Raw genomic sequence first — 21,075 nt, 5'->3', positions numbered from 1 at the left:
CTGGTTAGAGGTAAGTCGGCACCAAGCAGTGCTTGTGCTCGATGTGATATTCAAACTCTTCGCGGAAGTTCTTGATCATTGCCTGTACCGGCATCGCGGCCGCATCGCCGAGCGCGCAGATGGTGCGGCCCTTGATGTTGTCGGCGATGTTGTTCAGCAGGTCCATGTCTTCCGGACGACCCTGGCCGTTCTCGATACGGTGCACCATGCGGTACATCCAGCCGGTGCCTTCGCGGCACGGCGTGCACTGGCCGCACGATTCCTCGTAGTAGAAGTAGGACAGGCGCAGCAGCGACTTGACCATGCAGCGGGTCTCGTCCATGACGATCACGGCGCCCGAACCCAGCATCGAACCGGCCTTGGCGATCGAGTCATAGTCCAGGTCCGTCTGCATCATGACGTCGCCGCGCACCACCGGTGCCGACGAACCGCCCGGGATCACGGCCTTGATCTTCTTGCCGCCGCGCATGCCGCCAGCCAGTTCCATCAGCGTGGCGAACGGGGTGCCCAGCGGAACCTCGTAGTTGCCCGGACGCTCGACGTCGCCCGAGATCGAGAAGATCTTGGTGCCGCCGTTGTTCGGCTTGCCCAGCGCCATGTACTCGGCGGCGCCCAGGTTCAGGATGAACGGCACGGCCGCGAAGGTTTCCGTGTTGTTGATCGTAGTCGGCTTGCCGTACAGGCCGAACGAGGCCGGGAACGGCGGCTTGAAGCGCGGCTGGCCCTTCTTGCCTTCCAGCGACTCCAGCAGCGCGGTTTCTTCGCCGCAGATGTAGGCGCCGTAGCCGTGGTGCGCGTGCAGCTGGAAGCTGAAAGCGGAACCCAGGATGTTATCGCCCAGGAAACCGGCGGCGCGCGCCTCTTCCAGCGCCTCTTCGAAGCGCAGGTATTCCTGGAAGATCTCGCCGTGGATGTAGTTGTAGCCCACGGTGATGCCCATCGCGTAGGCGCCGATGGCCATGCCTTCGATCAGCGCGTGCGGGTTGTAGCGGATGATGTCGCGGTCCTTGAACGTGCCCGGCTCGCCTTCGTCGGTATTGCAGACGAGGTATTTCTGGCCCGGGAACTGGCGCGGCATGAAGCTCCACTTCAGGCCGGTCGGGAAACCGGCGCCGCCGCGGCCGCGCAGGCCCGAGGTCTTCAGGTCGGCGATGATCTGCTCGGGCGTGATGCCCTCTTCCAGGATGCGACGCAGCGCCGAATAGCCGCCACGCTTGACGTAGTCGGCCAGGTGCCAGTTGTCGCCGGTCAGGTCCTTCAGGATCAGCGGCTTGATGTGACGGTCGTGCAGGCTGGTCATTTGTTCAGCTCCTCCAGCAGGGCGTCGATCTTGGCATCGCTCATGAACGAGCACATGCGGTGGTTATTCACCAGCATGACCGGTGCGTCGCCGCAGGCGCCCATGCACTCGCCTTCGACCAGCGTGAACTGGCCGTCGTGCGAGGTGTCCTTGTAGCCGATGCCCAGCTTGTCCTTCAGGTACTGGCCGGCGCGCTCGCCGCCCGACAGGGCGCACGGCAGGTTGGTGCACACGGTGATCTTGTGCTTGCCGACCGGCTTCAGGTTGTACATGTTGTAGAAGGTGGCCACTTCCTGCACGGCGATCGCGGGCATGCCGATGTAGTCGGCGATTTCCTGCATCGTTTCCGGCGACAGCCATCCCTGTTCGACTTGCGCGTGGGCCAGTGAGGCCATCACGGCGGACTGGCGCTGGTCGGCCGGGTACTTGGCCAATTCGCGGTCGATTTTTTTATAGCACTGCTCAGATAACATAATCTTTTCTACCTCTCAGACTGTCGGCCTTAGCGGTCGATCGAACCGAACACGATGTCCTGGGTGCCGATGATGGTCACGGCGTCGGCGATCATGTGGCCGCGCGCCATTTCATCCAGGCTCTGCAGGTGGACATAGTCCGGGGTGCGGATCTTCAGGCGGTACGGCTTGTTGGCGCCGTCGGACACGATGTAGATGCCGAACTCGCCCTTCGGGTGCTCGACCGCTGCATACGCCTCGCCCGGCGGGACGTGGAAGCCTTCGGTGAACAGCTTGAAGTGGTGGATCAGCGATTCCATATTGGTCTTCATGTCCACGCGCGACGGCGGGGCGACCTTGTGGTTGCTGGTCATGACCGGGCCCGGGTTGGCCTTCAGCCAGGCGACGCACTGCTTGACGATGCGGTTGGCCTGGCGCAGCTCTTCCACGCGCACCAGGTAGCGGTCGTAGGAGTCGCCGTTGGTGCCGACCGGGATGTCGAACTCCACCTTGTCGTAGGCAGCGTACGGCTGGTGCTTGCGCAGGTCGAAGGCGATGCCCGAACCGCGCAGCATCGGACCCGAGAAGCCCATGCCCATCGCGTCTTCCGGCGTCACCACGCCGATGCCGACGGTACGCTGTTTCCAGATCCGGTTGTCGGTCAGCAGGGTCTCGTACTCGTCGACGTAGCCGTCGAAGCGCTTGGTGAAGGACTCGATGAAGTCCAGCACGGAACCCTGGCGGGTTTCGTTCAGTTCGTCGACGGCGCGCTGGCTGCGCATCAGCGACGGCTTGTGCTGCGGCATGACGTCCGGCAGGTCGCGGTACACGCCGCCCGGGCGGTAGTAGGCCGCGTGCATGCGCGCGCCCGACACGGCCTCGTACACGTCGAACAGGTCTTCGCGGTCGCGGAAGGCATACAGGAACGGGCCCATGGCGCCGATGTCCAGCGCGTGCGCGCCCAGCCACATCAGGTGGTTCAGGATGCGGGTGATCTCGTCGAACATCGTGCGGATGTACTGCGCGCGGATGGGCACCTCGATGCCCAGCAGGCGCTCGATGGCCATCACGTAGCCGTGCTCGTTGCACATCATCGACACGTAGTCGAGGCGGTCCATGTAGGGCACGGACTGCAGGTAGGTGCGGGTCTCGGCCAGCTTCTCGGTGCCGCGGTGCAGCAGGCCGATGTGCGGGTCGGCGCGCTGGATGACTTCGCCGTCCAGTTCCAGCACGAGACGCAGCACGCCGTGCGCTGCCGGGTGCTGCGGACCAAAGTTCAGGGTGTAATTCTTAAGCTCAGCCATTATTTCATCCCGTAGGTTTCTTCGCGGATCACGCGCGGAATGTTTTCACGCGGTTCGATCGTGACCGGTTGGTAGATCACGCGCTTCTGCTCGGGGTCGTAGCGCATCTCGACATAGCCCGAGATCGGGAAGTCCTTGCGGAACGGATGGCCGATGAAGCCGTAGTCGGTCAGGATGCGGCGCAGGTCGCCGTGGCCTTCGAACAGGATGCCGAACAGGTCGAACGCCTCGCGCTCGAACCAGTTGGCGTTGCGCCAGATGCCGGTGATGGAATCGACCAGCGGCATGTCGTCGTCCGGGGCGAACACGCGCACGCGCACGCGCCAGTTGTGTTCGATCGAGAGCAGGTGCGACACGACCGCGAACCGCAGGCCGTCCCAGGTGCCTTCGCCGTACGAGGAATAGTCGACGCCGCACAGGTCGACCAGCTCCTGGAAGCGCAGCGACGGGTCGTCGCGCAGTTTCTGCATGGAGGCCAGGTAGTCAGCGGCCTTCACCACTACCGTTACTTCGCCCAGCGCCGCGGTAATGGCAGCGCCCTCGCCCAGCACGTTGCGCAGGGCGAGTTGGAGGGCTTCGAGTTTTGTCGTCATTGTAGGAACCAGCTTGGATTAACGCGCGATCGTATTGGTGCGCTTGATCTTGTTCTGCAGTTGGATGATGCCGTACAACAGCGCCTCCGCAGTCGGCGGGCAGCCCGGGACGTACACGTCGACCGGGACGATGCGGTCGCAGCCGCGCACCACCGAATACGAGTAGTGGTAGTAGCCGCCGCCGTTGGCGCAGGAACCCATCGAGATCACCCAGCGCGGCTCGGCCATCTGGTCGTAGACCTTGCGCAGTGCCGGCGCCATCTTGTTGCACAGGGTACCGGCCACGATCATCACGTCCGACTGGCGCGGCGACGGGCGGAACACGACGCCGAAGCGGTCGAGGTCATAACGGGCAGCACCCGCATGCATCATCTCGACCGCGCAGCAAGCCAGGCCGAACGTCATCGGCCACATCGAGCCGGTGCGCGCCCAGTTGATCAGTTTGTCAGCCGTGGTGGTGACAAAACCTTCGTTTAATACGCCTTCAATTGCCATGGCTTATTCCTCACTCCCAATCAAGGGCACCTTTCTTCCAGATGTACCAGAAACCCACGATGAATTCGACGATGAACACCATCATCGTGACGAACCCCGGCAGGCCCAGTTCGCGCATCGAGACGCCCCAGGGGAAGAAGAATGCCGTTTCCAAGTCAAACAAAATAAACAGGATCGCGACCAGGTAATACCGGACGTCGAACTTCATGCGCGCATCTTCGAACGCTTCGAAGCCGCATTCATACGGGGAGAGTTTGGCAGCGTCGGGACGGTGGGGACCGACGACACGGCCCAGGACTTGCGAAGCGACGCCGACGACGGTGCCGATCACAATGAAGAGCAAAACGGGGAAATAATTCTCGAGGTTCACGATGAAGCCTTAGTGGAACGATCGGTTGATAAAACACTGCATTGGTTTGCAGCACCGCATCGCGCAATCCTGGCTTCGAGCCTTCCACCAGAATCGTACGACTGGAGACCACGAATAACGTTGCTCGCTCTATCGATTCCGACCTTCGAGGCTCGCGATATGTCCGGAAGAAAACGGTTTCATACCGCAGGGCTTCTCGGGCCTGAAGCGCCATCGCTCGCGACGGTCTTTCAAGGCCTCCGACAGATCCTCGTAAAAAAGCCAGCTAAGGCAAGGAGCGTAGCTCATGCGCCCTAGCTGGCTTTCTGTATCTTGGTGCCGACGGCGAGACTCGAACTCGCACAGCTTGCGCCACTACCCCCTCAAGATAGCGTGTCTACCAATTTCACCACGTCGGCTGGAGACCAACATTTTACCCTGTACTAGCAGCATTTTTCAATGCCCAAATTGACCTATTACAAGGAAAAATACTCTTTTTCTCAATTTTTTAAAAACTGTATTCACAGTCGGGCGGATCGAGGAACCGCGGCTTGCGCCCGGGCCAAGACCCGGTGGATAGTACACCTGCATACCGTGCGGGCGCGCACGGCGCGCCCCGCTGGCGCGGGACGCGGGAAACCGCTTACTTGGCCGGAGCCGGGGCCGGGGCGGCCGGCACGTCCTGGGTCGACGGCGCGGCCGGAGCGGCCGGCGCGGCGGCGGCCGGAGCGGTTGCCGGGACGGCATCGCCGGCGCTCGGCGCCTTCGGCGCGGCCGGCAGGGTCACGCGGTCCATCACGCCGCCGCTCGGGGCCGCGTGCGGACGGTTGGTGCCGAAATAGGCCAGGGCCAGCGTCGAAGCGAAGAAGATCGCGGCGGCGACGGCGGTCGACTTCGACAGGAAGTTCGACGAACCGCTGGCGCCGAACAGGCTGCCGGACGCGCCGGAACCGAAGGCGGCGCCCATGTCGGCACCCTTGCCGTGCTGGACGAGCACCAGGCCGATGATGGCCAGGGCGGACAGGACCTGTACGACGACGATCAGATTGAACAACACGTTCATTTCAATATTCCATTCAAGGTTGACTACTACGTTGCTAATGCTTCGCTTCGGGACTGCTGTACTACTGCCGCCGCATGGCGGGCACATGGCGCCCACCCTACGGCCTGCTGCTACCGCACGTCGCCCCTGCGCAGGCAGGGGCCCAATATTGCGCGCAGTACGGCAGCGCTTGCGAAATTGGGCCCCTGCCTGCGCAGGGGCGACGGACTATCTACTTACGCCGCGTGGATGATGGCCAGGAAATCCCTGGCCTTCAACGCCGCCCCGCCGATCAAGCCGCCATCGATGTCCGGCTGGGCCAGCAGTTCCCGCGCATTCTCCGGCTTCATGCTGCCGCCGTACAGGATGCGTACCGTCGGCGCCGCGTCCTGGTTGCGCGCGCGCAGCTGCTCGCGCAGCGCCGCATGCACTTCCTGGGCCATGGCCGGCGTGGCGTTCTTGCCGGTGCCGATGGCCCAGACGGGCTCGTAGGCCACGACCAGTTGCGCCACCTGCGCCGGCTCCAGCAGTTCCAGTACCGCGCCCAGCTGGCCGCCGACCACCGCCACCGTTTCGCCCGCGTCGCGCTGCGCCAGCGTCTCGCCGACGCAGACGATCGGCGTCATGCCCTCGGCCAGCACCGCCCTCGCCTTCTGCGCCACCAGCTCGCTGCTTTCGCGGTGGTAGGCGCGACGCTCGGAGTGGCCCACGATCACGTAGCGGCAGGCGAACTCGGCCAGCATGCTGGCGCAGATCTCGCCCGTGTAGGCGCCGCAGGCGTGCACGGACACGTCCTGCGCGCCCCAGGCGACCGGCGTACCGGTCAATACATCCTGGCATTGCTGCAGGTACGGCGCCGGCACGCAGACCGCCGCTTCGGCGCGCGCGCCGTCCAGGCCGGCCACGATGCCTTCGAGCAGTCCGGCGTTCACCGCGCGGCTGCCATTCATCTTCCAATTGCCTACGATGAGTTTCGTGCGCATCAGACCCCCATCGTCAAATAACCTGCAATTCTAGCTCCCGTCGACAATACGGTCAAACAATGAGCGACGCGCACCTTCGTCTTCATGCCCATGTCGCCTCCTCAGCTGGACGCGACGTCGAGCACGATCTTGCCCACGTGGGCGCTGCTTTCCATCATCGCGTGGGCCTCGGACGCCTGCTCGAGCGGAAACACCTGGTGGATCACCGGCTTGATGGTGCCGGCCGCCAGCAGCGGCCAGACCGTCTCGCGCAGCTCGCGCGCGATCTGCGCCTTGAACGCGACCGGGCGCGGGCGCAGCGTGGAACCGGTGACCGTCAGGCGCCGGCGCAGCACCTGGCCCAGGTCGATGTTGGCCTTGGCGCCGCCCAGCAGGGCGATGATGACGATGCGGCCATCGTCGGCCAGGCAGTTGATCTCGCGGGCCACGTAGTCGCCGCCGACCATGTCCAGCACCACGTCGACACCCTTGCCGTCCGTAAGTTCCTTGATGACGGCCGTGAAATCCTCGGTCTTGTAATTGATGGCGCGTTCGGCACCCAGCCGTTCGCAGGCGCGGCATTTGTCGTCGCTGCCGGCGGTGGCGAACACGCGGTGGCCCAGCGCCTTGGCGACCTGGATCGCCGTGGTGCCGATGCCCGAGCTGCCGCCCTGCACCAGCAGCGTCTCGCCTTCCTTCAAGCCGCCGCGCTGGAACACATTGCTCCACACGGTGAAGAAGGTTTCCGGCAGCGCCGCCGCCTCCACCATGCTCATGCCCTGCGGGACGGGCAGGCATTGCGCCAGCGGCGCCGCGCAGTATTCGGCATAACCGCCGCCCTGCACCAGCGCGCAGACCAGGTCGCCCTTCTTGAAATCGCTGCCGGACAGGTCCCCGTCGACGATCTCGCCGGCCACTTCCAGGCCCGGCAGGTCGGAGGCGCCGGGCGGCACGGGATACTGGCCCATGCGCTGGAACACGTCGGGCCGGTTGATGCCGGCGGCGTGGACCTTGATCAGGATTTCCCCATCCTTCAATTGGGGCAGCGGCCGCTCGCACGGCTGCAGCACTTCCGGGCCGCCGTACTGCGTGATTTCGATAGCTCGCATAGTTCACCTAGTTAAATAAAGAGCAATTGTACGCGAGTGAACGGCGACGTCCCAAGCGCGCGTCAGGCCGGACATTGCTGTTATCGCTAACAACGCGCAATTCCATGCTCTTTTGCATGCCCATCACGCATTCGGCTGCGCTGGCGCAAATTTCCAGCTTACCCTCTCCTTGCCGATAATGCCGAGCCCGCCTAGATTGGCTCGACGGGCCCATGCCTGCTGCATGGCGCATCCGGCGCCGGGTCGATGGCGTCGGGCCCGACCACACGAGGAGAACACCATGGATTGGAGACTGCACGCGTCGTTGGACAAGGGGCGCCGCCGCCTGCTCGCGGCCGCGTTGACGCTGGGCGCGGCGCTGGCGCTGCCGTGCCTGCCCGCGCTGGGCCAGGACTGGCACGACCAGCATTGGACCGGCACCTGGGGCGCCGGCCCGGGCGGGCCGCCGCTGCCGGCCACGACCCAGACCTTCACCGACCAGACGCTGCGCCTGGTCGTGCATACCAGCATCGGGGGCAAGCGCGTGCGCATCCGCGTCTCGAACGAGATGGGCACGACACCGCTGCGCATCGGCGCCGCCCATGTCGCCCTGCGCGCGGCCGGGGCCGACATCGTCGCCGGCAGCGACCGTCCGCTGACCTTCGGCGGCAATGCCTGGGTCGTGCTGCCGCCCGGCGCGCCGGCGCTGTCCGACCCCGTCGACCTCGACGTGGCCGCCCTGTCCGACCTGGCCGTCAGCCTCTACCTGCCGGGCACGGTCGGCGCGACGACCATCCACGGCACGGCCAGCCAGACCAACTACGTGTCGCTGCCGGGCGACTTTACGGCGGCCCCGACCTTCCCCACCCAGCGCACGATCCTGTCCTGGCCCTTCCTCACCGAGGTCGCCGTCGATGGCGGCAGCGGGGGCGGCGGCGCGGCCATCGTCGCGCTGGGCGATTCGATCACGGACGGCACCCGCAGCACGCCCGACACCAACAACCGCTGGCCCGACTGGCTGGCGCGGCGCTTGCAGACCGTACGCGACCCCGTGGTCGGCCTGAACGCGCGCCTGGGCGTCGTCAACCGCGGCATCAGCGGCAACCGCCTGCTGTCGAATCCGCCGGAAGGCTCGCTGGCCGGGCGCAGCATCCAGGAGCGCTTCGACCGCGACGTGCTGGCCACCAACGGCGTGCGCTACATGACCTTGATGATCGGGATCAACGACATCGGCAACAGCTCGGAGACGAACCCGGTCACGGCCACCGACCTGATCGCCGGCTACCGCCAGGTGATCGCGCGCGCCCACGCCAAGGGCATCGCCGTGTACGGCGCCACACTGACGCCGTTCGAAGGCGCCGGCTACTACTCGCCGGAAAAGGAAGTCGTGCGCCAGGCGGTGAATGCCTGGATCCGTTCCGGCGACGCCTTCGATGGCGTGATCGACTTCGACCGCGTGACCCGCGACCCGGCCAATCCCGCCCGCTTCCTGCCGGCCTACGACAGCGGCGACCACCTGCATCCGAACGACCTGGGCTACCAGGCGATGGGCAATGCGGTGCCGCTCGAACTGTTCCGCTCGCTCAAGACAGGGAAAACGGAGATGGCGCCAGCACGTCAATGACGACGACACGCCGTCGATGACGCCGCACCAGCGCCAATAACGTCGCCCCGGTGCGAATGACGTCGCCCCGGCGCAGGCCGGGGCCCATTTGCCGCAGCGCGAAACGACATTGGACCCCGGCCTGCGCCGGGGCGACGGTGTGATGCTAACGGCACACGGGCCCCGATGCGACCTCGCCGGCATGGCCGGCGTACGCGGGATCCGGTCCGTTCGGGGCTTACTTCTGGTTCTTGTGGCTTTGCGAACCCGCCTTGGCATGCTGCTCCGGCGTGCCGCCGCGGGCGCTGTTGCCGCTCTGCTGGCTGCCGCCACTGCCGCTCTGGCTGCTGCGATCGTTCTTGTGGCTCATCGATCCGGCCCGGCGCGCTTCCTCGGACGTGAATTCGTGGGCATTGCCGGATGCATGCGCGGCCTTGCCGCCTTCCGACGCGATCTCGCGCTGCTTTTGCGGATCCATCGATGCGAATCCCCGGTTGCTGGTATCGCCGCCCTGCTTGTTGCCTTGATTTGCCATGGTGCCTCCACTGGTTGGGAACCCCGGAAACGGGCGCCTGCCGGCGTCCGGAGGGGTCCGCCATCCTAAGTCCATCGGCCGTGTTCACGATGTAGGCGCGCGCGCCACGATGGGGTCGGCCTCGTCGGGCCAGCCGTTCAGGAACTGGCGGCGCCCGTCCGCGATTGCGTGGGCAGCGGCGTGCCGGGCTTCCAGTTGCGCGACAGCGCCTGCGCCTCGTCGATCTGTTCCTGCGTCATCTGGCGCGCGATGCTGGCGCGCTGCTCGGTGGCATTGCGGTGGCCGTTGGCGGCGGCCAGGTTCCACAGCATGTAGGCGATCACGACATCCTGCGGCATGCCGGCCACGTGGTAGCGGTACATCAGGCCGAGCGCGTGCTGGGCGTCCGGGTGGCCCTGCTCGGCCGCCTTGCGGAACCACTGCACGGCCAGCTTCTGGTCCTGCGGCACGGCATTGCCCGTGTAGTACATCGCGCCGATCACGTACTGGGCATCGGCCTTGCCCTGTAGCGCCGCCTTGTAGTGCCACGCGAAAGCCTGCTTGTAGTCGCGCGCGACGCCGCGGCCCATGTAGTACATCAGCCCCAGCAAGTGCTGGGCGTCGGCATTGCCGGACTTGGCCAGCGGGGAGATTTCCTTCAGCGCCTGCGCATAGTTGCGCGCATTGTAGGCGCTGGCGCCCTCGGCAAAGCCCGCCATCGCGCTACCGTGCAGGCCCAGCGCGAACAGGATCGCAATGGTCAGTTTTCTCATCGTCTTGTTCGGAACGGTTGCCTTCTCAGGCTGTTTTTCTTGTTCTGTTGGTGGATGCGCGTCGCGCAGCGCGTTTTCCGCTTCTCTGCAGCCTGCGCTTCGGTACAGCGCCATACGGGCTTACTTCCAGCTGACCTTGCCCAGTCCGTCGACCGCCACCTTGCGGTTCAGCGGCTTGCCGTACACCGTGACGGACCCCATGCCGGACAGGTTCAGGTTGGCGTTCTGGTGCGCGGTAACGCTGGCATTGCCGAGGCCGGACAGATCGATGCTCACGTTGTCGGCGCTAAATTGCTGGGCATCCAGGCTGCCGAGGCCGCCGAGGTCTGCCTTGAGCCACTTGGCCCGTCCGCTCAGCCTGACCGTGCCGGCGCCGCCCAGGTTCAACGCCACCCCGTCCCCGCTCAGGCCCTGCAGGTTCATGCTGCCGATGCCTCCCAGGTTGGCCGTCACGACGCGGTAGTTGCAGGCCACTTTCATCGAGCCGGCGCCGTCCAGCGTCAGCTCGAGCTCCTCGCCGGAAAAGCCGGACACCTCGGTCGAGCCAAGGCCTTCCGACACGACTTCGCGCAGCGCCGGCAGCACCAGGTCGACGCGCATCGTGCCCATGCGCACGCGCCCGCGTCCCTGCGTGTCGATGCTCAGCGTATCGCCGTCCTGCGCCGTGTTGACGCGCGGCAGCCAGTCGGCGTCGCCCACGAGCGTCAGGGCCGGCGTGCCGCCCTGGCGGATGCGCAGGTTGATGGCGCCGTCGAACTTGACGCGCACGATGCGCGCGTCGACGGAGCGCGTCTCGGTGACGTTGTCGGCGCCACGCGCGATCCCGAAAAAGGCGCACAGGCCGGCGAATGCCAGGCCCAGCGAAAACATCTTGTTCATCCGTTTCTCCGAATCATTTCCAAAATAGCCATGCAGACAGATTAACGACAAGTCCTGGCACTGCCCAGCAAAATGCGACGAACTGCAAAAAAGCCGGTACAGCCCGCATTCCGGATCTTGGAATGTCATATTGCATTAAATCAAATAATTACTTTTCTGCATGCGTCTGCGCTAAGATAAATTGATCCCGGGCGTCATGGGATGATAAAAATTCACGAAGAGGTCAATCAATGCGCAAGCGCCAACTCTGCCTGGCCCTGGCCGGCCTGTCGCTATCGCTGTCCGCGTTCGCCGCGCGCAGCGACCAGTGGACCCTGCCGGTCGAGGTCAAGAAACTGGACAACGGCCTGACGGTCGTCGTCTCCGAAGACCACAGCTCGCCGACCGTCGGCGTGTCGGTCGTGTACCACGTCGGCATGCGGCTCGAGCCGCGCAACCGGACCGGTTTCGCCCACCTGTTCGAGCACCTGATGTTCCAGGGCACGCCGAATGCGCCGAAGGGCGTGTTCGACCGCACCATCACGGGCGGCGGCGGCCGCAACAACGGTTCCACCCGTCCCGACTTCACCAACTACATCGAGACGGCGCCCGTGTCGAGCATCGAGCCGATCCTGTGGCTCGAAGCGGACCGCATGAAGACGCTGGAATTCAACCCGGCGACGCTGAAGAACCAGCAGGACGTGGTCAAGGAAGAGATCCGCGTCAACGTCAAGAACCAGCCCTACGGCGGCTTCGACTGGATCGACATCAACCAGCTCGCCTTCAAGAAGTGGGAGAACAACCACGACGGCTATGGCAGCTTCGAGGACCTCGAGGGCGCCAGCCTGGACGACGTGCGCGCCTTCCACCGCGACTACTACGGCCCCAACAACGCGGTGCTGTCGATCGCCGGCGACGTCACCCCGGCACAGGCGTTCGCGCTGGCGCAGAAATACTTCGGCGGCATCGCCAGCCGTCCCGTGCCGAAGGGCACCGATTTCTCGGAAGGCTTGAATACCGAGGAAAAGCGCATTGCGCAGAGCGATGCGCTGGCCCAGGTGCCGGCCGTCGCCGCGGCCTGGAAGGTGCCCGAGAAAGGCAGCCGCGACCAGGCGCCGATGGCCGTGCTGGCCCAGCTGCTGGCCGGCGGCGATGCCTCGCTGTTCTACCAGGGCCTGGTGAAGGGCCGCGAGATCGCCCTCAACGTCGAAGGCGGCTTCGGCCTGACCGGCCCGTTCGAATACGCGGGCCCGACCGTGTTCACCGTGACCGGCCTGTACAAGCCGAACTCGAGCGCCGACGCCATGCTCGCCGCCATGGACGAGGAAATCGCCAAGGTCGCGAAGAACGGGGTCGACGACGCCACGCTGAAGCGCGTGAAGACGCGCATGCTGGCCGACTGGAACAACCGCCTGGAAAACTTCCTGAACCGCGCCGACATGCTGGCCAAGCTGCAGACGCTGTGGGGCGACGCCAACGTCGTCAACAAGGTGCCGGGCTGGATCGAGGGCGTGACCTCGGGCGATATCCAGCGCGTGGCATCCACGTACCTGGTCAGGACCAACCGCACCGTGATCGACCGCAAGCCGGCCGTGAAGGCCCCCGCCAATCCCGCCGTGCCGACGCCCGCGAACGCCGCCGCGACGGCACCCGCCGCGCCGGCCACCGGAGACAAACAATGAGGAACGCATCGATGAAAAAACGGCTGCTCGCACTGGCCGTCGCCGCGCTCGGCACGGCCGCCATCCATCCGGCCGCGCTGGCCGCGGACCCGGCTCCCGGCGGCGCCGGCGCCATGCCGGGCTACGGCGTCGACAAGCCGCTGCCCGTCCCGCACATCGGCAAGAAGACGCTGGCCAACGGCCTGCAGGTGTGGGTGGTGCCACGCGAAGGCGTGCCGCGCGTGGACATGGTGCTGGCCGTGCGCGACGCCGGCTACGGCGCCGACGACGCCTCGTATCCCGGCTTTGCCGCCATGCTCGCCGGCCTCTTGAACGAGGGCACGGCCAAGCGCGACTCGCGCGCCATCGCCGAAGCGGCGCAGGGACTGGGCGGCTCGGTCGCTGCGAGCCCGAGCGCCGACGGCATCCTCGTCTCGGCCAACGCCCTCGCCTCGCAGGCGGCGCCGATGATGGCGCTGCTGGCGGAACTGGCGCGCACGCCGTCGTTCCCGGCCAAGGAAGTGGCGCTGGCCAAGGCCAATGCGCTGCAGGCGCTGCGCGTGTCCGAGACCCAGCCGCGCTTTCGCGCCGAGCGCGCCATGAGCCGTGCCATCTACGGCGACCACCCCTACGGCCATACCGACCCGACCGTGGCATCGATCGAGTCCACCACCGAGGCCTTCCTGCGCAGCGAGCACGCGCGCCGCTTCCGTCCGGAGCGCGCGCTGCTCGTGGTCGCCGGCCGCATCGGCGAAGCGGAGGCGATGAAGCTGGCGCAGCAGGCGTTCGGCGACTGGAAGGCGAGCGGCCCGGCCGCCCCCGCCACGCCCAGGGCGCCGGCCGCCGCCAAGCCGGCGCGCCTGGTGCTGGAACGCGCCGGCAGCGTGCAGTCGACGATCCGCCTGGGCAGCCCCGGCATCGCGGCCACGGCGGCCGACCAGATCCCGCTGCGCATGGCCAGCACGATCCTGGGCGGCGGTTTTTCCAGCCGCGTGAACATCAAGCTGCGCGAGGAAAAGGGCTATACCTACGGCGCCTCGGCCGGCGCGCGCCTGCTGCGCGAAGGCGGCAGCATCGTCGGCGGCGCCGACGTGCGCAACGAGGTGACGGGGGCGGCATTGGGCGAGTACTTCAACGAGTACAAGCGCATCGGCGCCGAGCTGGTGCCGGCGGACGAGATGAAGATGCACAAGCGCTACGTCGCCGGCGGCTACCTGCTGAGCAACCAGATGCAGCGCGCCGTGGCCGGCACGCTGGCCACGAACTGGCTGGTCGGCCTGCCGGCGGAGTTCCTCGGCCAGTACGTGCCGCTGATCGAGAAAGTCACGCCGCAGCAGGTGCGCGAGGTATCGATGAAGTATTTTGCGCCGGACAAGCAGTCGATCGTCGTCGTGGGCGATCCGAAGGCCGTGGGCGAACAGCTGAAGGCCTTCGGCGAATTCACCGTGACCGACAAGTAAGCGCGGCCCTCGGACGCGACGAAGCCTCCCGGGTGCAAGCCCGGGAGGCTTTTTTACTGGCGGCGCTTATTTCTTCGAGGACTGCTTCGAGCCGCCGCCCGACGATTGCTTACTCTCGCCGTGCTCGGCACGCTGCTTGTTGACGATGCGCGACGCGACCTCTTCCTCGCGGCCGGGGTAGCGGTGTTCCTTCTTGAATTCGGTCTCGAGCTTCTTGTACTCGCGTTCGCGTTTCGGGCTGGCTCCACGGGGCATGACGACCTCCATCGGTTGGATTGACGAGGCCAGCTTAGTCCCCTTGCGCAGCCAGGTTCGTGCGGTGACACACGTTGGAGGCATGGTGCAGGGGTCGGAGTCCCATGTTGATGGCTGGACTCCGACCCCGGTTTTCAGCCACCTGCGTCAACCCTGCAGCGCCTTCTCCAGGTCCGCCAGCTCGGCCGGCTTGACAAGGTGCGCATCGAAACCCGCCTCCTGCGCCTTCCGCCGGTCTTCCGGCGAACCGTAGCCCGTATGCGCGACCAGGCGGATCGTGCCCAGCTGCGGATGCTGCTTGAGCATGCGCGCCAGCTCGTAGCCGTCCACGCCGGGCAGGCCGATGTCGAGCACGATCACGTCCGGGCGGCGCGCCGTGGCCATCTCGACGATCTGCGACGCGTCCGCCGTGGTGGCCGTGTCGTAGCCCATCTCGGTCAGCAGGAAGGCCATCATTTCCATCGCATCGACGTTGTCGTCGACCAGCAGCACGCGGCGCTTCGCTCCCGTCCCGCCGGCCGGTTCGTCCGCTGCGGCGGCCGCGGGCGCGGGCGTCCCGGCGAGCGGCGCCTGCGGCTCGGCCGCCGTGCGCAGCACCGGCAGCTCCACCGTGAAGGTCGAGCCCAGGCCGATGCCGGGGCTGGTCGCAGACAGGCGCCCGCCGTGCATCTCGAGCAGGCGCGAGACCAGCGACAGGCCGATGCCCAGGCCTTCCGGCGCCCGGTCCGGCGGCACGGCCGCTTGGGTGAACATGCCGAAGATGCGCGACAGGTTGTCCTCGGCGATGCCGATCCCGTTGTCCTGCACGGCGATGCGCACGACGTCGTCGGCGAGCGTCACCTCGACCTTGATGCGGCCACCCTTGGGCGTGAACTTTGCGGCGTTGTGCAGCAGGTTGCCCATCGACTGGGCCAGGCGCACGGGGTCGCCCGCGACCCAGATGTCCTGCTGCGGCTCGCGCACCTCGAGCTGGTGCTCGCGCGCTGCGATCAGGGGGCCGGCCGTCTCGATCGCCTGGGCGATCACGCCCTTCAGGTCGACGGCTTCCTGGCGCAGCGCGATCTTGCCTTCCGAAATGCGCGCCACGTCGAGCAGGTCGTCGACCAGGTGCGCCAGGTGGTCGACCTGGCGCGTGATGACTTCGCGCGCGCGCGCCTGGCGCTCGATGGCGCCGGGACCGCTGGCGCCCAGCAGCGCGGCCGCATTCCGGATCGGCGACAGCGGATTGCGCAGCTCGTGCGCCAGCGTGGCCAGGAATTCGTTCTTGTTGCTGTCGGCGGCGCGCAGCAGCGCCTCCATCTCCTTGCGCCGGGTGATGTCGCTGGTGACGCGCGCCACGCGGTAGACCTCGTCGCGACGGTCGCGCACGGGGAACAGGCGGTCGCGCACCCAGCGCACGCTGCCGTCCGGCATCATCACGCGGAATTCGGCGTCGTAGTGCGGCGTGCGCTGCAGCGCGCCCCACAGGGCGTCGATGTCGGCGCGGTCGTCCGGGTGGACGGCGTCCAGCCAGCTGTCCGGCTCGCGTTCGAGCGAATCGACGCTGCGGCCCCAGATGGCCGCATAGGCCGGGCTCACGTATTCGAGGGCGCGGGTGGGCACCGAGAACATCCAGAACACGTCCTCGACGTTGTCGGTGAGCTGGCGGAAGCGCTCTTCGCTGTCGCGCAGGGCGCTCTGGGTCTGGCGCATGCGCAGCAGCGCGTTCACGTTGGCGACCAGTTCGTCGGCCTCGATCGGCGCGGCGAGGTAGTTGTCGGCGCCGCCTTCCAGGCCGCGGATCTTGTCGGCGCGGCCCGTCAGCGCGGCCGAGGTCTGCAGCACCAGCACCAGCGCGCTGTCCGGGTCGGTCTTGATGCGGCGGCAGACCTCGATGCCGTTAATGTCGGGGAGTTTGACGTCGAGCAGCACGAGCGCCACTTCGCCGCGCTTGACGATCGCCAGCGCATCGGTGCCGTTGGTGGCCTCCACCACGGAGAAGCCCGCGCTCTGCAGGATGCGGGTCTTGGCGTAGCGGGCGCCGTCGTTATCGTCGACGTTCAGGATCAGGGTGGGGTTCGTCATCGTAAGTCCATCAATGTCCGTCGTGGTCCGCGCCGGAAGCGGCCGGGAAGCTCAGCGGCAGCACCAGGCGGAACGTCGAACCGACGCCGACCTGGCTCTCGACCTCGACCCGTCCGCCCAGCAACTCGGCCAGCTTGCGGCACAGCGGCAGGCCCAGGCCCGTGCCCTTGCTGCGGCGTTGCAGCGGATGTTCGATCTGGCTGAACTCCTCGAAGATCAGTTGCAGGTTGTCCGGGCTGATGCCGATCCCGGTATCGGCCACCGCGAAGACGATGGTGCCGGCGCCGCCGTCGACGTCCGCGGACACGCGCACCGCCCCCTGCTCGGTGAATTTCAGGGCATTCGAAATAAAATTGCGCAACACCTGGGCAATTTTACCTTCGTCCGACTCGAACGGCCCCGTCAGGCCGGAAGGCTCGAACACCAGCTCGACCCGCGCCTCGTCGACCAATGGCCGCAGCATGCCCTTCAGGGTGCGGAACAGGTTGTCGACGACCACGGGCGCCATCTGCACCTCGACCTTGCCGGCCTCGATCTTGGCCAGGTCGAGCAGGTCGTTGACGAGCTCCGACAGGTCGTTGGCGGCCGTCTCGATGTAGCGCACCTGGCGCTCCTGCTCGGCCGTGAGGTCGCCGTCCATGCGGTCCAGCAGCAGCTTGGCCAGCGCCCGGATCGAGGACAGCGGCGTGCGCAATTCATGGCTGGTGTTCGACAGGAAGCGCGACTTCATCTCGTCGGCGCGGCGCAGGCGCTCGGCCTTGTCCTCGATTTCCGCGTACAGGGCGACGATGCCGCGGTTGGTGTCTTCCAGCTCGCGCGTCAGCGACAGCAGGTCTTCTTGGCGCTCGCGCAGCTCGGCCAGCGTGGCGGCCAGTTCGCGGTTCTGCAGGTGCACTTCCAGATAAGTGTTGGCCACCGGGCTGTCCTTGGCCAGCTGCTCGGCGATCTCGGCCAGGCGCGCCGCTCCGACCGGGGGCTGCGGCGGCAGCGCGCGCCGCATCGTCACTGCGGCGGGGCCGTGCGCGCCCTGCTCCACCGTGCAGTCGTCCATCAGGCGGTGCGCGGTGACGATGGCGTCGTCGGGCAGCGGGCCCGAGGTCACGTTGCCGGCGCCGATCGTCACCTGCAGGCATTGCCCGCGCTCGAACTCCGCGATGCCGAACGCGGCCCGGCCGCCCAGGCTCACCTGGCAGGCGCCGCGCGCCACTTCGGAGACGGCAGTGGCGATGCGCACCTGGTCCTGCTGCGAAAAGCCGAGCAGGCTGGAAACCTGGCGCGCGCGCTGGCGCACCAGCACGACGTCCTGCTCGTTGGCGATGCCGATATGGAGGATGCGCTGCATGCCGTGGTCCTTGTTATGAATGCGCGCGGCGCGCGACGAGCACCATGGCGTCGTCGCGGCGGCGGATGAAGTCGCGCATCAGCACCGCCGCGATGACGGCCGGGGCGCGCGCGAACAAGCCGGGATAGGCCGCCAGGTCCCACTGGGTCTGCAGGCCGTCCGAATGCAGGACGCACAGCGTGCCGGCCGGGAACGCGACGTCGAATTCGCGCACGGTGCGCATATTGTGGCCGACGATGCCGTTGTGCGAGACCAGCGTGCGCCGCCCCGCCCCTTCGACGACGGCGCCGCTGACGTTGCCGATGCCGGCGAAGCGCAGGGTATCCGTCGCATAGTCGATGCGCGCCACCGACACCGCCGCGCCACGCGTGATGCGCAGCAGGTCGTGGGCGGACTGCAGCACCTCGGCCGGGGCTGCCGAAGGACGCCGCTCGAGCGCCTCGATGGCGCCGGCGGCCGCCTTGGCCGCTTCCGGACCGTGTCCCAGGCCGTCGACGCCGAGCAGCGTGGCGCCGCCCGCTTCGCAGGCCAGCGCCCAGCCGTCGCCGCTGGCGTCCTCGCCGGCCAGCGGCACGCACAGCGCGCCGGCCTCGATGGCGCAGGGATCCGGCTGTTCCTGGCCGCACCACAGGCGCATGAAGAACACGGCGCCCTTGCCGCGCATGCTCCAGACGTCGAACTCGTCGGCCTGGCGGCGCAGCGCGCCCAGGCCGGTGCCGGCCGTGCCGGCCGTCGAGATGCCGTCCTGCAGGCTGAACGCCAGGTCGGCGATGCCGGGGCCCTCGTCGACCGCCAGCACGTCCACGCCGGCCATGGATGCTCCCGACTGGCTGCGCATGATGTACAGCACGCCTTCGCCGGCGTGCTTGAGGATGTTGGTGGCGGCTTCCGTGATCACGATCGCCAGGCGGCCCGCCTTGACGTCGTCGAAGCCGAGCGCGTCGGCCAGCTTCTGGCCGACCCGGCGCGCGGCCGACACATCGCTGGCGTGGTGGATCGGGAAGACGTGTTGTGGCGCGAGGGAGTGAATCAGCGTTTCCATTTGATGACTGCCACCGCCGTGCCTTCGCCCGGACGGGAATCGATGTCGAACTCGTCGACGAGGCGCTTGGAGCCGGACAGGCCCAGGCCCAGGCCGCCGCCGGTCGTGTAGCCGTCGCGCAGCGCCAGTTCGAGATCGACGATGCCGGGACCGTCGTCGACGAAGACGAGGCCGACGCCCTGCTTGAAGCCGTCGGCGAGGGCGTCGAGGTGCACTTCGCCGCCGCCGCCGTACTTGATCGTGTTGCGCGCCAGTTCGCTCGCCGCCGTCACCAGCTTGGTCTGGTCGACCAGCGACAGCGCGATGCCCACCGCGCGCTCGCGCACGTGGCGGCGCAAGGCCACCACGTCCTCGTCGGAACGCAGGGGCAAGGTCGTGCGGCCGGTGCGCAACTGGCCGCGGAACGCCAGCAAGCGGGAATCGAAGGCGACCGCATTGTTCAGAGCGGCGCTCATCAGAAGTCAGTCTTTCCCAGCAGGGCCATGCCTTTCTCGACGTTCAGGGCCGTCTTCACGCCGTGCAGCGTGAGCCCCAGTTCCACCAGCGTGATCGCGACGGCCGGCTGCATGCCGACCACCACCGTCTGGGCGTCGAGCACGCGCGCCATCGCGGCGGTGTTGCTGATCATGCGACCGATGAAGGAATCGACCAGGTCCAGCGCCGAGATGTCGATCAGGACGCCCTTGGCGCGGTCGCGCACGATCCGCTCGGTGAGGTCGTCCTGCAGCGTCATCGCGAGGCGGTCGTGCATGTCGACCTGGATCGTCACGAGCAACAGGTTGCCCATGCGCAGGATGGGGATGCGTTCCATGTGCGGTCCTTATGCCTTGCCGTGCGACTTCACCACGGCGGTGCCGGTACGCTCCAGCGCGACGACGAAGGCGTCGGCCAGCGTCGCCTTGGTCATCACGTCTTCAAGGTTCACGCCCAGGTGGACGATGGTCTGGGCGATCTGCGGGCGGATGCCGCTGATGATGCAGTCGGCGCCCATCAGGCGCGCGGCGGCGATCGTCTTCATCAGGTGCTGGGCGACCAGCGTGTCGACGGTCGGCACGCCCGTGATGTCGATGATGGCGATCGAGGCGCCGGTATCGACGATCTTCTGCAGGATGTTTTCCATGACCACCTGGGTGCGCGCCGAATCCAGCGTGCCGATCAGCGGCAGCGCCAGGATGCCGTCCCACAGCTTGACGACCGGGGTCGACAGCTCCAGCAGTTCCTGCTGCTGGCGCACGATGATCTGGTCTCGGGTGCGCTGGAACGATTCGATCGTGTACAGGCCCAGCTTGTCGAGCAGGGTGGTGATGGTCCAGGACGCGTCGGCCAGCGCTTCGGCATCGCCGTCGAAACCGGCGCGCAGGTGCGCGAACAGCGGTTGCTTGAGCGAGAACACGAAGGTGGCGGTCTCGCTCGGGGTCGAGCCGTTCTTGGCGCGCGCCGACGAGATCTCGCTCAGCAGGTCGCGCACTTCGTCCCAGGCGCGGTGTTCGATGTTCTGCAGTTCGCCGCTACGGGTGGCATTGGTGAAGGCGGACAGGAATTGCTGGCAATGGTTGCGCAGTTGCTCGCGCGAGACGACGTTCGTCCGCACCGTCAGCGCTTCGAGCTGGGCCACCCACGCCGCGCCGATCTCGGCCTGGTGATCCTGGATAAGCTGGCTGATACGGGTCGCGTAGTCCTGAGTGGTCATCTATCGGTCCTTAGTCTGGTGGAAGCCCTGCCCTTGTCATGTGCATACGTCGGGCATTCTGGTAAATGGCCAACTATACCATTCATTGACATTGCAACTAGTCACAATTGCGAAACGTCAGCGTATTTATTTTGCATTGTCGCGACGATTTGTGACAAATCGGCGAAACAGATAATGCAATGAAAGTTTCATTGCTGAAAAGATTTACCCGGTTTCGGTTTTACGGTT

Annotated in this window: 22 protein-coding genes and 1 tRNA gene; 3 read left to right on the top strand and 20 right to left on the bottom strand. The window is 66.6% G+C overall.

Features of this window, described 5'->3' with window-relative positions; translation table 11 throughout:
* Positions 1 to 4 precede the first annotated feature (4 nt).
* The 10 genes from nuoF to ACI1V7_RS02940 all read right to left on the bottom strand — a co-directional run bounded on the left by nuoF (position 5) and on the right by ACI1V7_RS02940 (position 7,606).
* Positions 5 to 1,300, bottom strand: coding sequence for an NADH-quinone oxidoreductase subunit NuoF (nuoF, locus tag ACI1V7_RS02985; protein WP_404530278.1), 1,296 nt, complete (start codon positions 1,298 to 1,300; stop codon positions 5 to 7).
* Positions 1,297 to 1,773 carry an NADH-quinone oxidoreductase subunit NuoE gene (gene nuoE / locus ACI1V7_RS02980; RefSeq protein ID WP_290413650.1) on the bottom strand — a complete coding sequence of 159 codons (477 nt, stop codon included), beginning with the start codon at positions 1,771 to 1,773 and terminating at the stop codon, positions 1,297 to 1,299. The genes nuoF and nuoE overlap by 4 nt, the downstream gene beginning before the upstream one ends.
* Before the next feature lie 29 nt (positions 1,774 to 1,802).
* Complete coding sequence (locus ACI1V7_RS02975) at positions 1,803 to 3,056, bottom strand: NADH-quinone oxidoreductase subunit D (RefSeq protein WP_290413649.1); 1,254 nt, start codon at positions 3,054 to 3,056, stop codon at positions 1,803 to 1,805.
* Positions 3,056 to 3,649, bottom strand: a complete 594-nt coding sequence (locus tag ACI1V7_RS02970) for an NADH-quinone oxidoreductase subunit C (RefSeq protein WP_404530277.1) — start codon at positions 3,647 to 3,649, stop codon at positions 3,056 to 3,058. Before ACI1V7_RS02970 ends, ACI1V7_RS02975 begins: the two co-directional genes overlap by 1 nt.
* Before the next feature lie 18 nt (positions 3,650 to 3,667).
* Complete coding sequence (locus ACI1V7_RS02965) at positions 3,668 to 4,144, bottom strand: NuoB/complex I 20 kDa subunit family protein (protein ID WP_135190173.1); 477 nt, start codon at positions 4,142 to 4,144, stop codon at positions 3,668 to 3,670.
* Positions 4,145 to 4,154: 10 nt separating this feature from the next.
* Entirely contained in the window at positions 4,155 to 4,514 is a 360-nt protein-coding gene (locus ACI1V7_RS02960) for an NADH-quinone oxidoreductase subunit A (protein WP_404530276.1), read from the bottom strand.
* 313 nt (positions 4,515 to 4,827) lie between these two features.
* Positions 4,828 to 4,912 (bottom strand) — tRNA-Leu (locus ACI1V7_RS02955).
* 224 nt (positions 4,913 to 5,136) lie between these two features.
* The gene (gene secG / locus ACI1V7_RS02950) at positions 5,137 to 5,556 is read right to left on the bottom strand and encodes a preprotein translocase subunit SecG (RefSeq protein WP_404530275.1); all 420 of its coding nucleotides are present in this window, start codon (positions 5,554 to 5,556) and stop codon (positions 5,137 to 5,139) included.
* A 215-nt stretch (positions 5,557 to 5,771) separates the two neighbouring features.
* Positions 5,772 to 6,518, bottom strand: coding sequence for a triose-phosphate isomerase (gene tpiA / locus ACI1V7_RS02945; protein WP_404530274.1), 747 nt, complete (start codon positions 6,516 to 6,518; stop codon positions 5,772 to 5,774).
* Positions 6,519 to 6,619: 101 nt separating this feature from the next.
* Positions 6,620 to 7,606 (bottom strand): NAD(P)H-quinone oxidoreductase, encoded by a 987-nt coding sequence (locus tag ACI1V7_RS02940; protein ID WP_404530273.1) that lies wholly within the window; start codon positions 7,604 to 7,606, stop codon positions 6,620 to 6,622.
* Between the two features lie 280 nt (positions 7,607 to 7,886).
* On the opposite strand from ACI1V7_RS02940, the gene ACI1V7_RS02935 reads away from it, so the two are divergent.
* Complete coding sequence (locus ACI1V7_RS02935; protein ID WP_404530272.1) at positions 7,887 to 9,209, top strand: SGNH/GDSL hydrolase family protein; 1,323 nt, start codon at positions 7,887 to 7,889, stop codon at positions 9,207 to 9,209.
* A 217-nt stretch (positions 9,210 to 9,426) separates the two neighbouring features.
* On the opposite strand, the gene ACI1V7_RS02930 is transcribed toward ACI1V7_RS02935, so the two are convergent.
* The 3 genes from ACI1V7_RS02930 to ACI1V7_RS02920 all read right to left on the bottom strand — a co-directional run bounded on the left by ACI1V7_RS02930 (position 9,427) and on the right by ACI1V7_RS02920 (position 11,354).
* On the bottom strand, positions 9,427 to 9,723 hold the full coding sequence (locus tag ACI1V7_RS02930) for a KGG domain-containing protein (protein WP_404530271.1): 297 nt from the start codon (positions 9,721 to 9,723) through the stop codon (positions 9,427 to 9,429).
* Between the two features lie 137 nt (positions 9,724 to 9,860).
* On the bottom strand, positions 9,861 to 10,475 hold the full coding sequence (locus ACI1V7_RS02925; protein WP_404530270.1) for a tetratricopeptide repeat protein: 615 nt from the start codon (positions 10,473 to 10,475) through the stop codon (positions 9,861 to 9,863).
* A 120-nt stretch (positions 10,476 to 10,595) separates the two neighbouring features.
* Positions 10,596 to 11,354 (bottom strand): GIN domain-containing protein, encoded by a 759-nt coding sequence (locus ACI1V7_RS02920; protein WP_404530269.1) that lies wholly within the window; start codon positions 11,352 to 11,354, stop codon positions 10,596 to 10,598.
* A 230-nt stretch (positions 11,355 to 11,584) separates the two neighbouring features.
* On the opposite strand from ACI1V7_RS02920, the gene ACI1V7_RS02915 reads away from it, so the two are divergent.
* Complete coding sequence (locus ACI1V7_RS02915) at positions 11,585 to 13,015, top strand: M16 family metallopeptidase (RefSeq protein ID WP_404530268.1); 1,431 nt, start codon at positions 11,585 to 11,587, stop codon at positions 13,013 to 13,015.
* An 11-nt stretch (positions 13,016 to 13,026) separates the two neighbouring features.
* A complete protein-coding gene (locus tag ACI1V7_RS02910; protein ID WP_404530267.1) occupies positions 13,027 to 14,454 on the top strand; it encodes a M16 family metallopeptidase in 1,428 nt (475 codons plus the stop codon).
* Positions 14,455 to 14,520: 66 nt separating this feature from the next.
* On the opposite strand, the gene ACI1V7_RS02905 is transcribed toward ACI1V7_RS02910, so the two are convergent.
* From ACI1V7_RS02905 to ACI1V7_RS02875, 7 genes are all read right to left on the bottom strand, one after another.
* On the bottom strand, positions 14,521 to 14,709 hold the full coding sequence (locus tag ACI1V7_RS02905) for a hypothetical protein (RefSeq protein ID WP_404530266.1): 189 nt from the start codon (positions 14,707 to 14,709) through the stop codon (positions 14,521 to 14,523).
* 147 nt (positions 14,710 to 14,856) lie between these two features.
* Entirely contained in the window at positions 14,857 to 16,773 is a 1,917-nt protein-coding gene (locus tag ACI1V7_RS02900) for a hybrid sensor histidine kinase/response regulator (RefSeq protein ID WP_404530265.1), read from the bottom strand.
* A 10-nt stretch (positions 16,774 to 16,783) separates the two neighbouring features.
* Entirely contained in the window at positions 16,784 to 18,115 is a 1,332-nt protein-coding gene (locus ACI1V7_RS02895) for an ATP-binding protein (RefSeq protein WP_404530264.1), read from the bottom strand.
* A gap of 13 nt (positions 18,116 to 18,128) precedes the next feature.
* Positions 18,129 to 19,157 (bottom strand): SpoIIE family protein phosphatase, encoded by a 1,029-nt coding sequence (locus tag ACI1V7_RS02890; RefSeq protein WP_404530263.1) that lies wholly within the window; start codon positions 19,155 to 19,157, stop codon positions 18,129 to 18,131.
* A complete protein-coding gene (locus tag ACI1V7_RS02885; RefSeq protein WP_404530262.1) occupies positions 19,145 to 19,612 on the bottom strand; it encodes an anti-sigma regulatory factor in 468 nt (155 codons plus the stop codon). The genes ACI1V7_RS02890 and ACI1V7_RS02885 overlap by 13 nt, the downstream gene beginning before the upstream one ends.
* Positions 19,612 to 19,968 (bottom strand): STAS domain-containing protein, encoded by a 357-nt coding sequence (locus ACI1V7_RS02880; RefSeq protein ID WP_404530261.1) that lies wholly within the window; start codon positions 19,966 to 19,968, stop codon positions 19,612 to 19,614. The genes ACI1V7_RS02885 and ACI1V7_RS02880 overlap by 1 nt, the downstream gene beginning before the upstream one ends.
* A 9-nt stretch (positions 19,969 to 19,977) precedes the next feature.
* Positions 19,978 to 20,847: an STAS domain-containing protein gene (locus tag ACI1V7_RS02875; protein WP_404530260.1), complete on the bottom strand. Its 870-nt coding sequence runs from the start codon at positions 20,845 to 20,847 to the stop codon at positions 19,978 to 19,980.
* Positions 20,848 to 21,075 lie beyond the last annotated feature (228 nt).

It is taken from the genome of Massilia paldalensis (assembly GCF_044901715.1).
Lineage (GTDB): Bacteria > Pseudomonadota > Gammaproteobacteria > Burkholderiales > Burkholderiaceae_D > Telluria > Telluria paldalensis.
The sequence above is the reverse complement of the archived record's forward strand: the minus strand, read 5'-3'. Positions and strand labels throughout refer to the sequence as shown.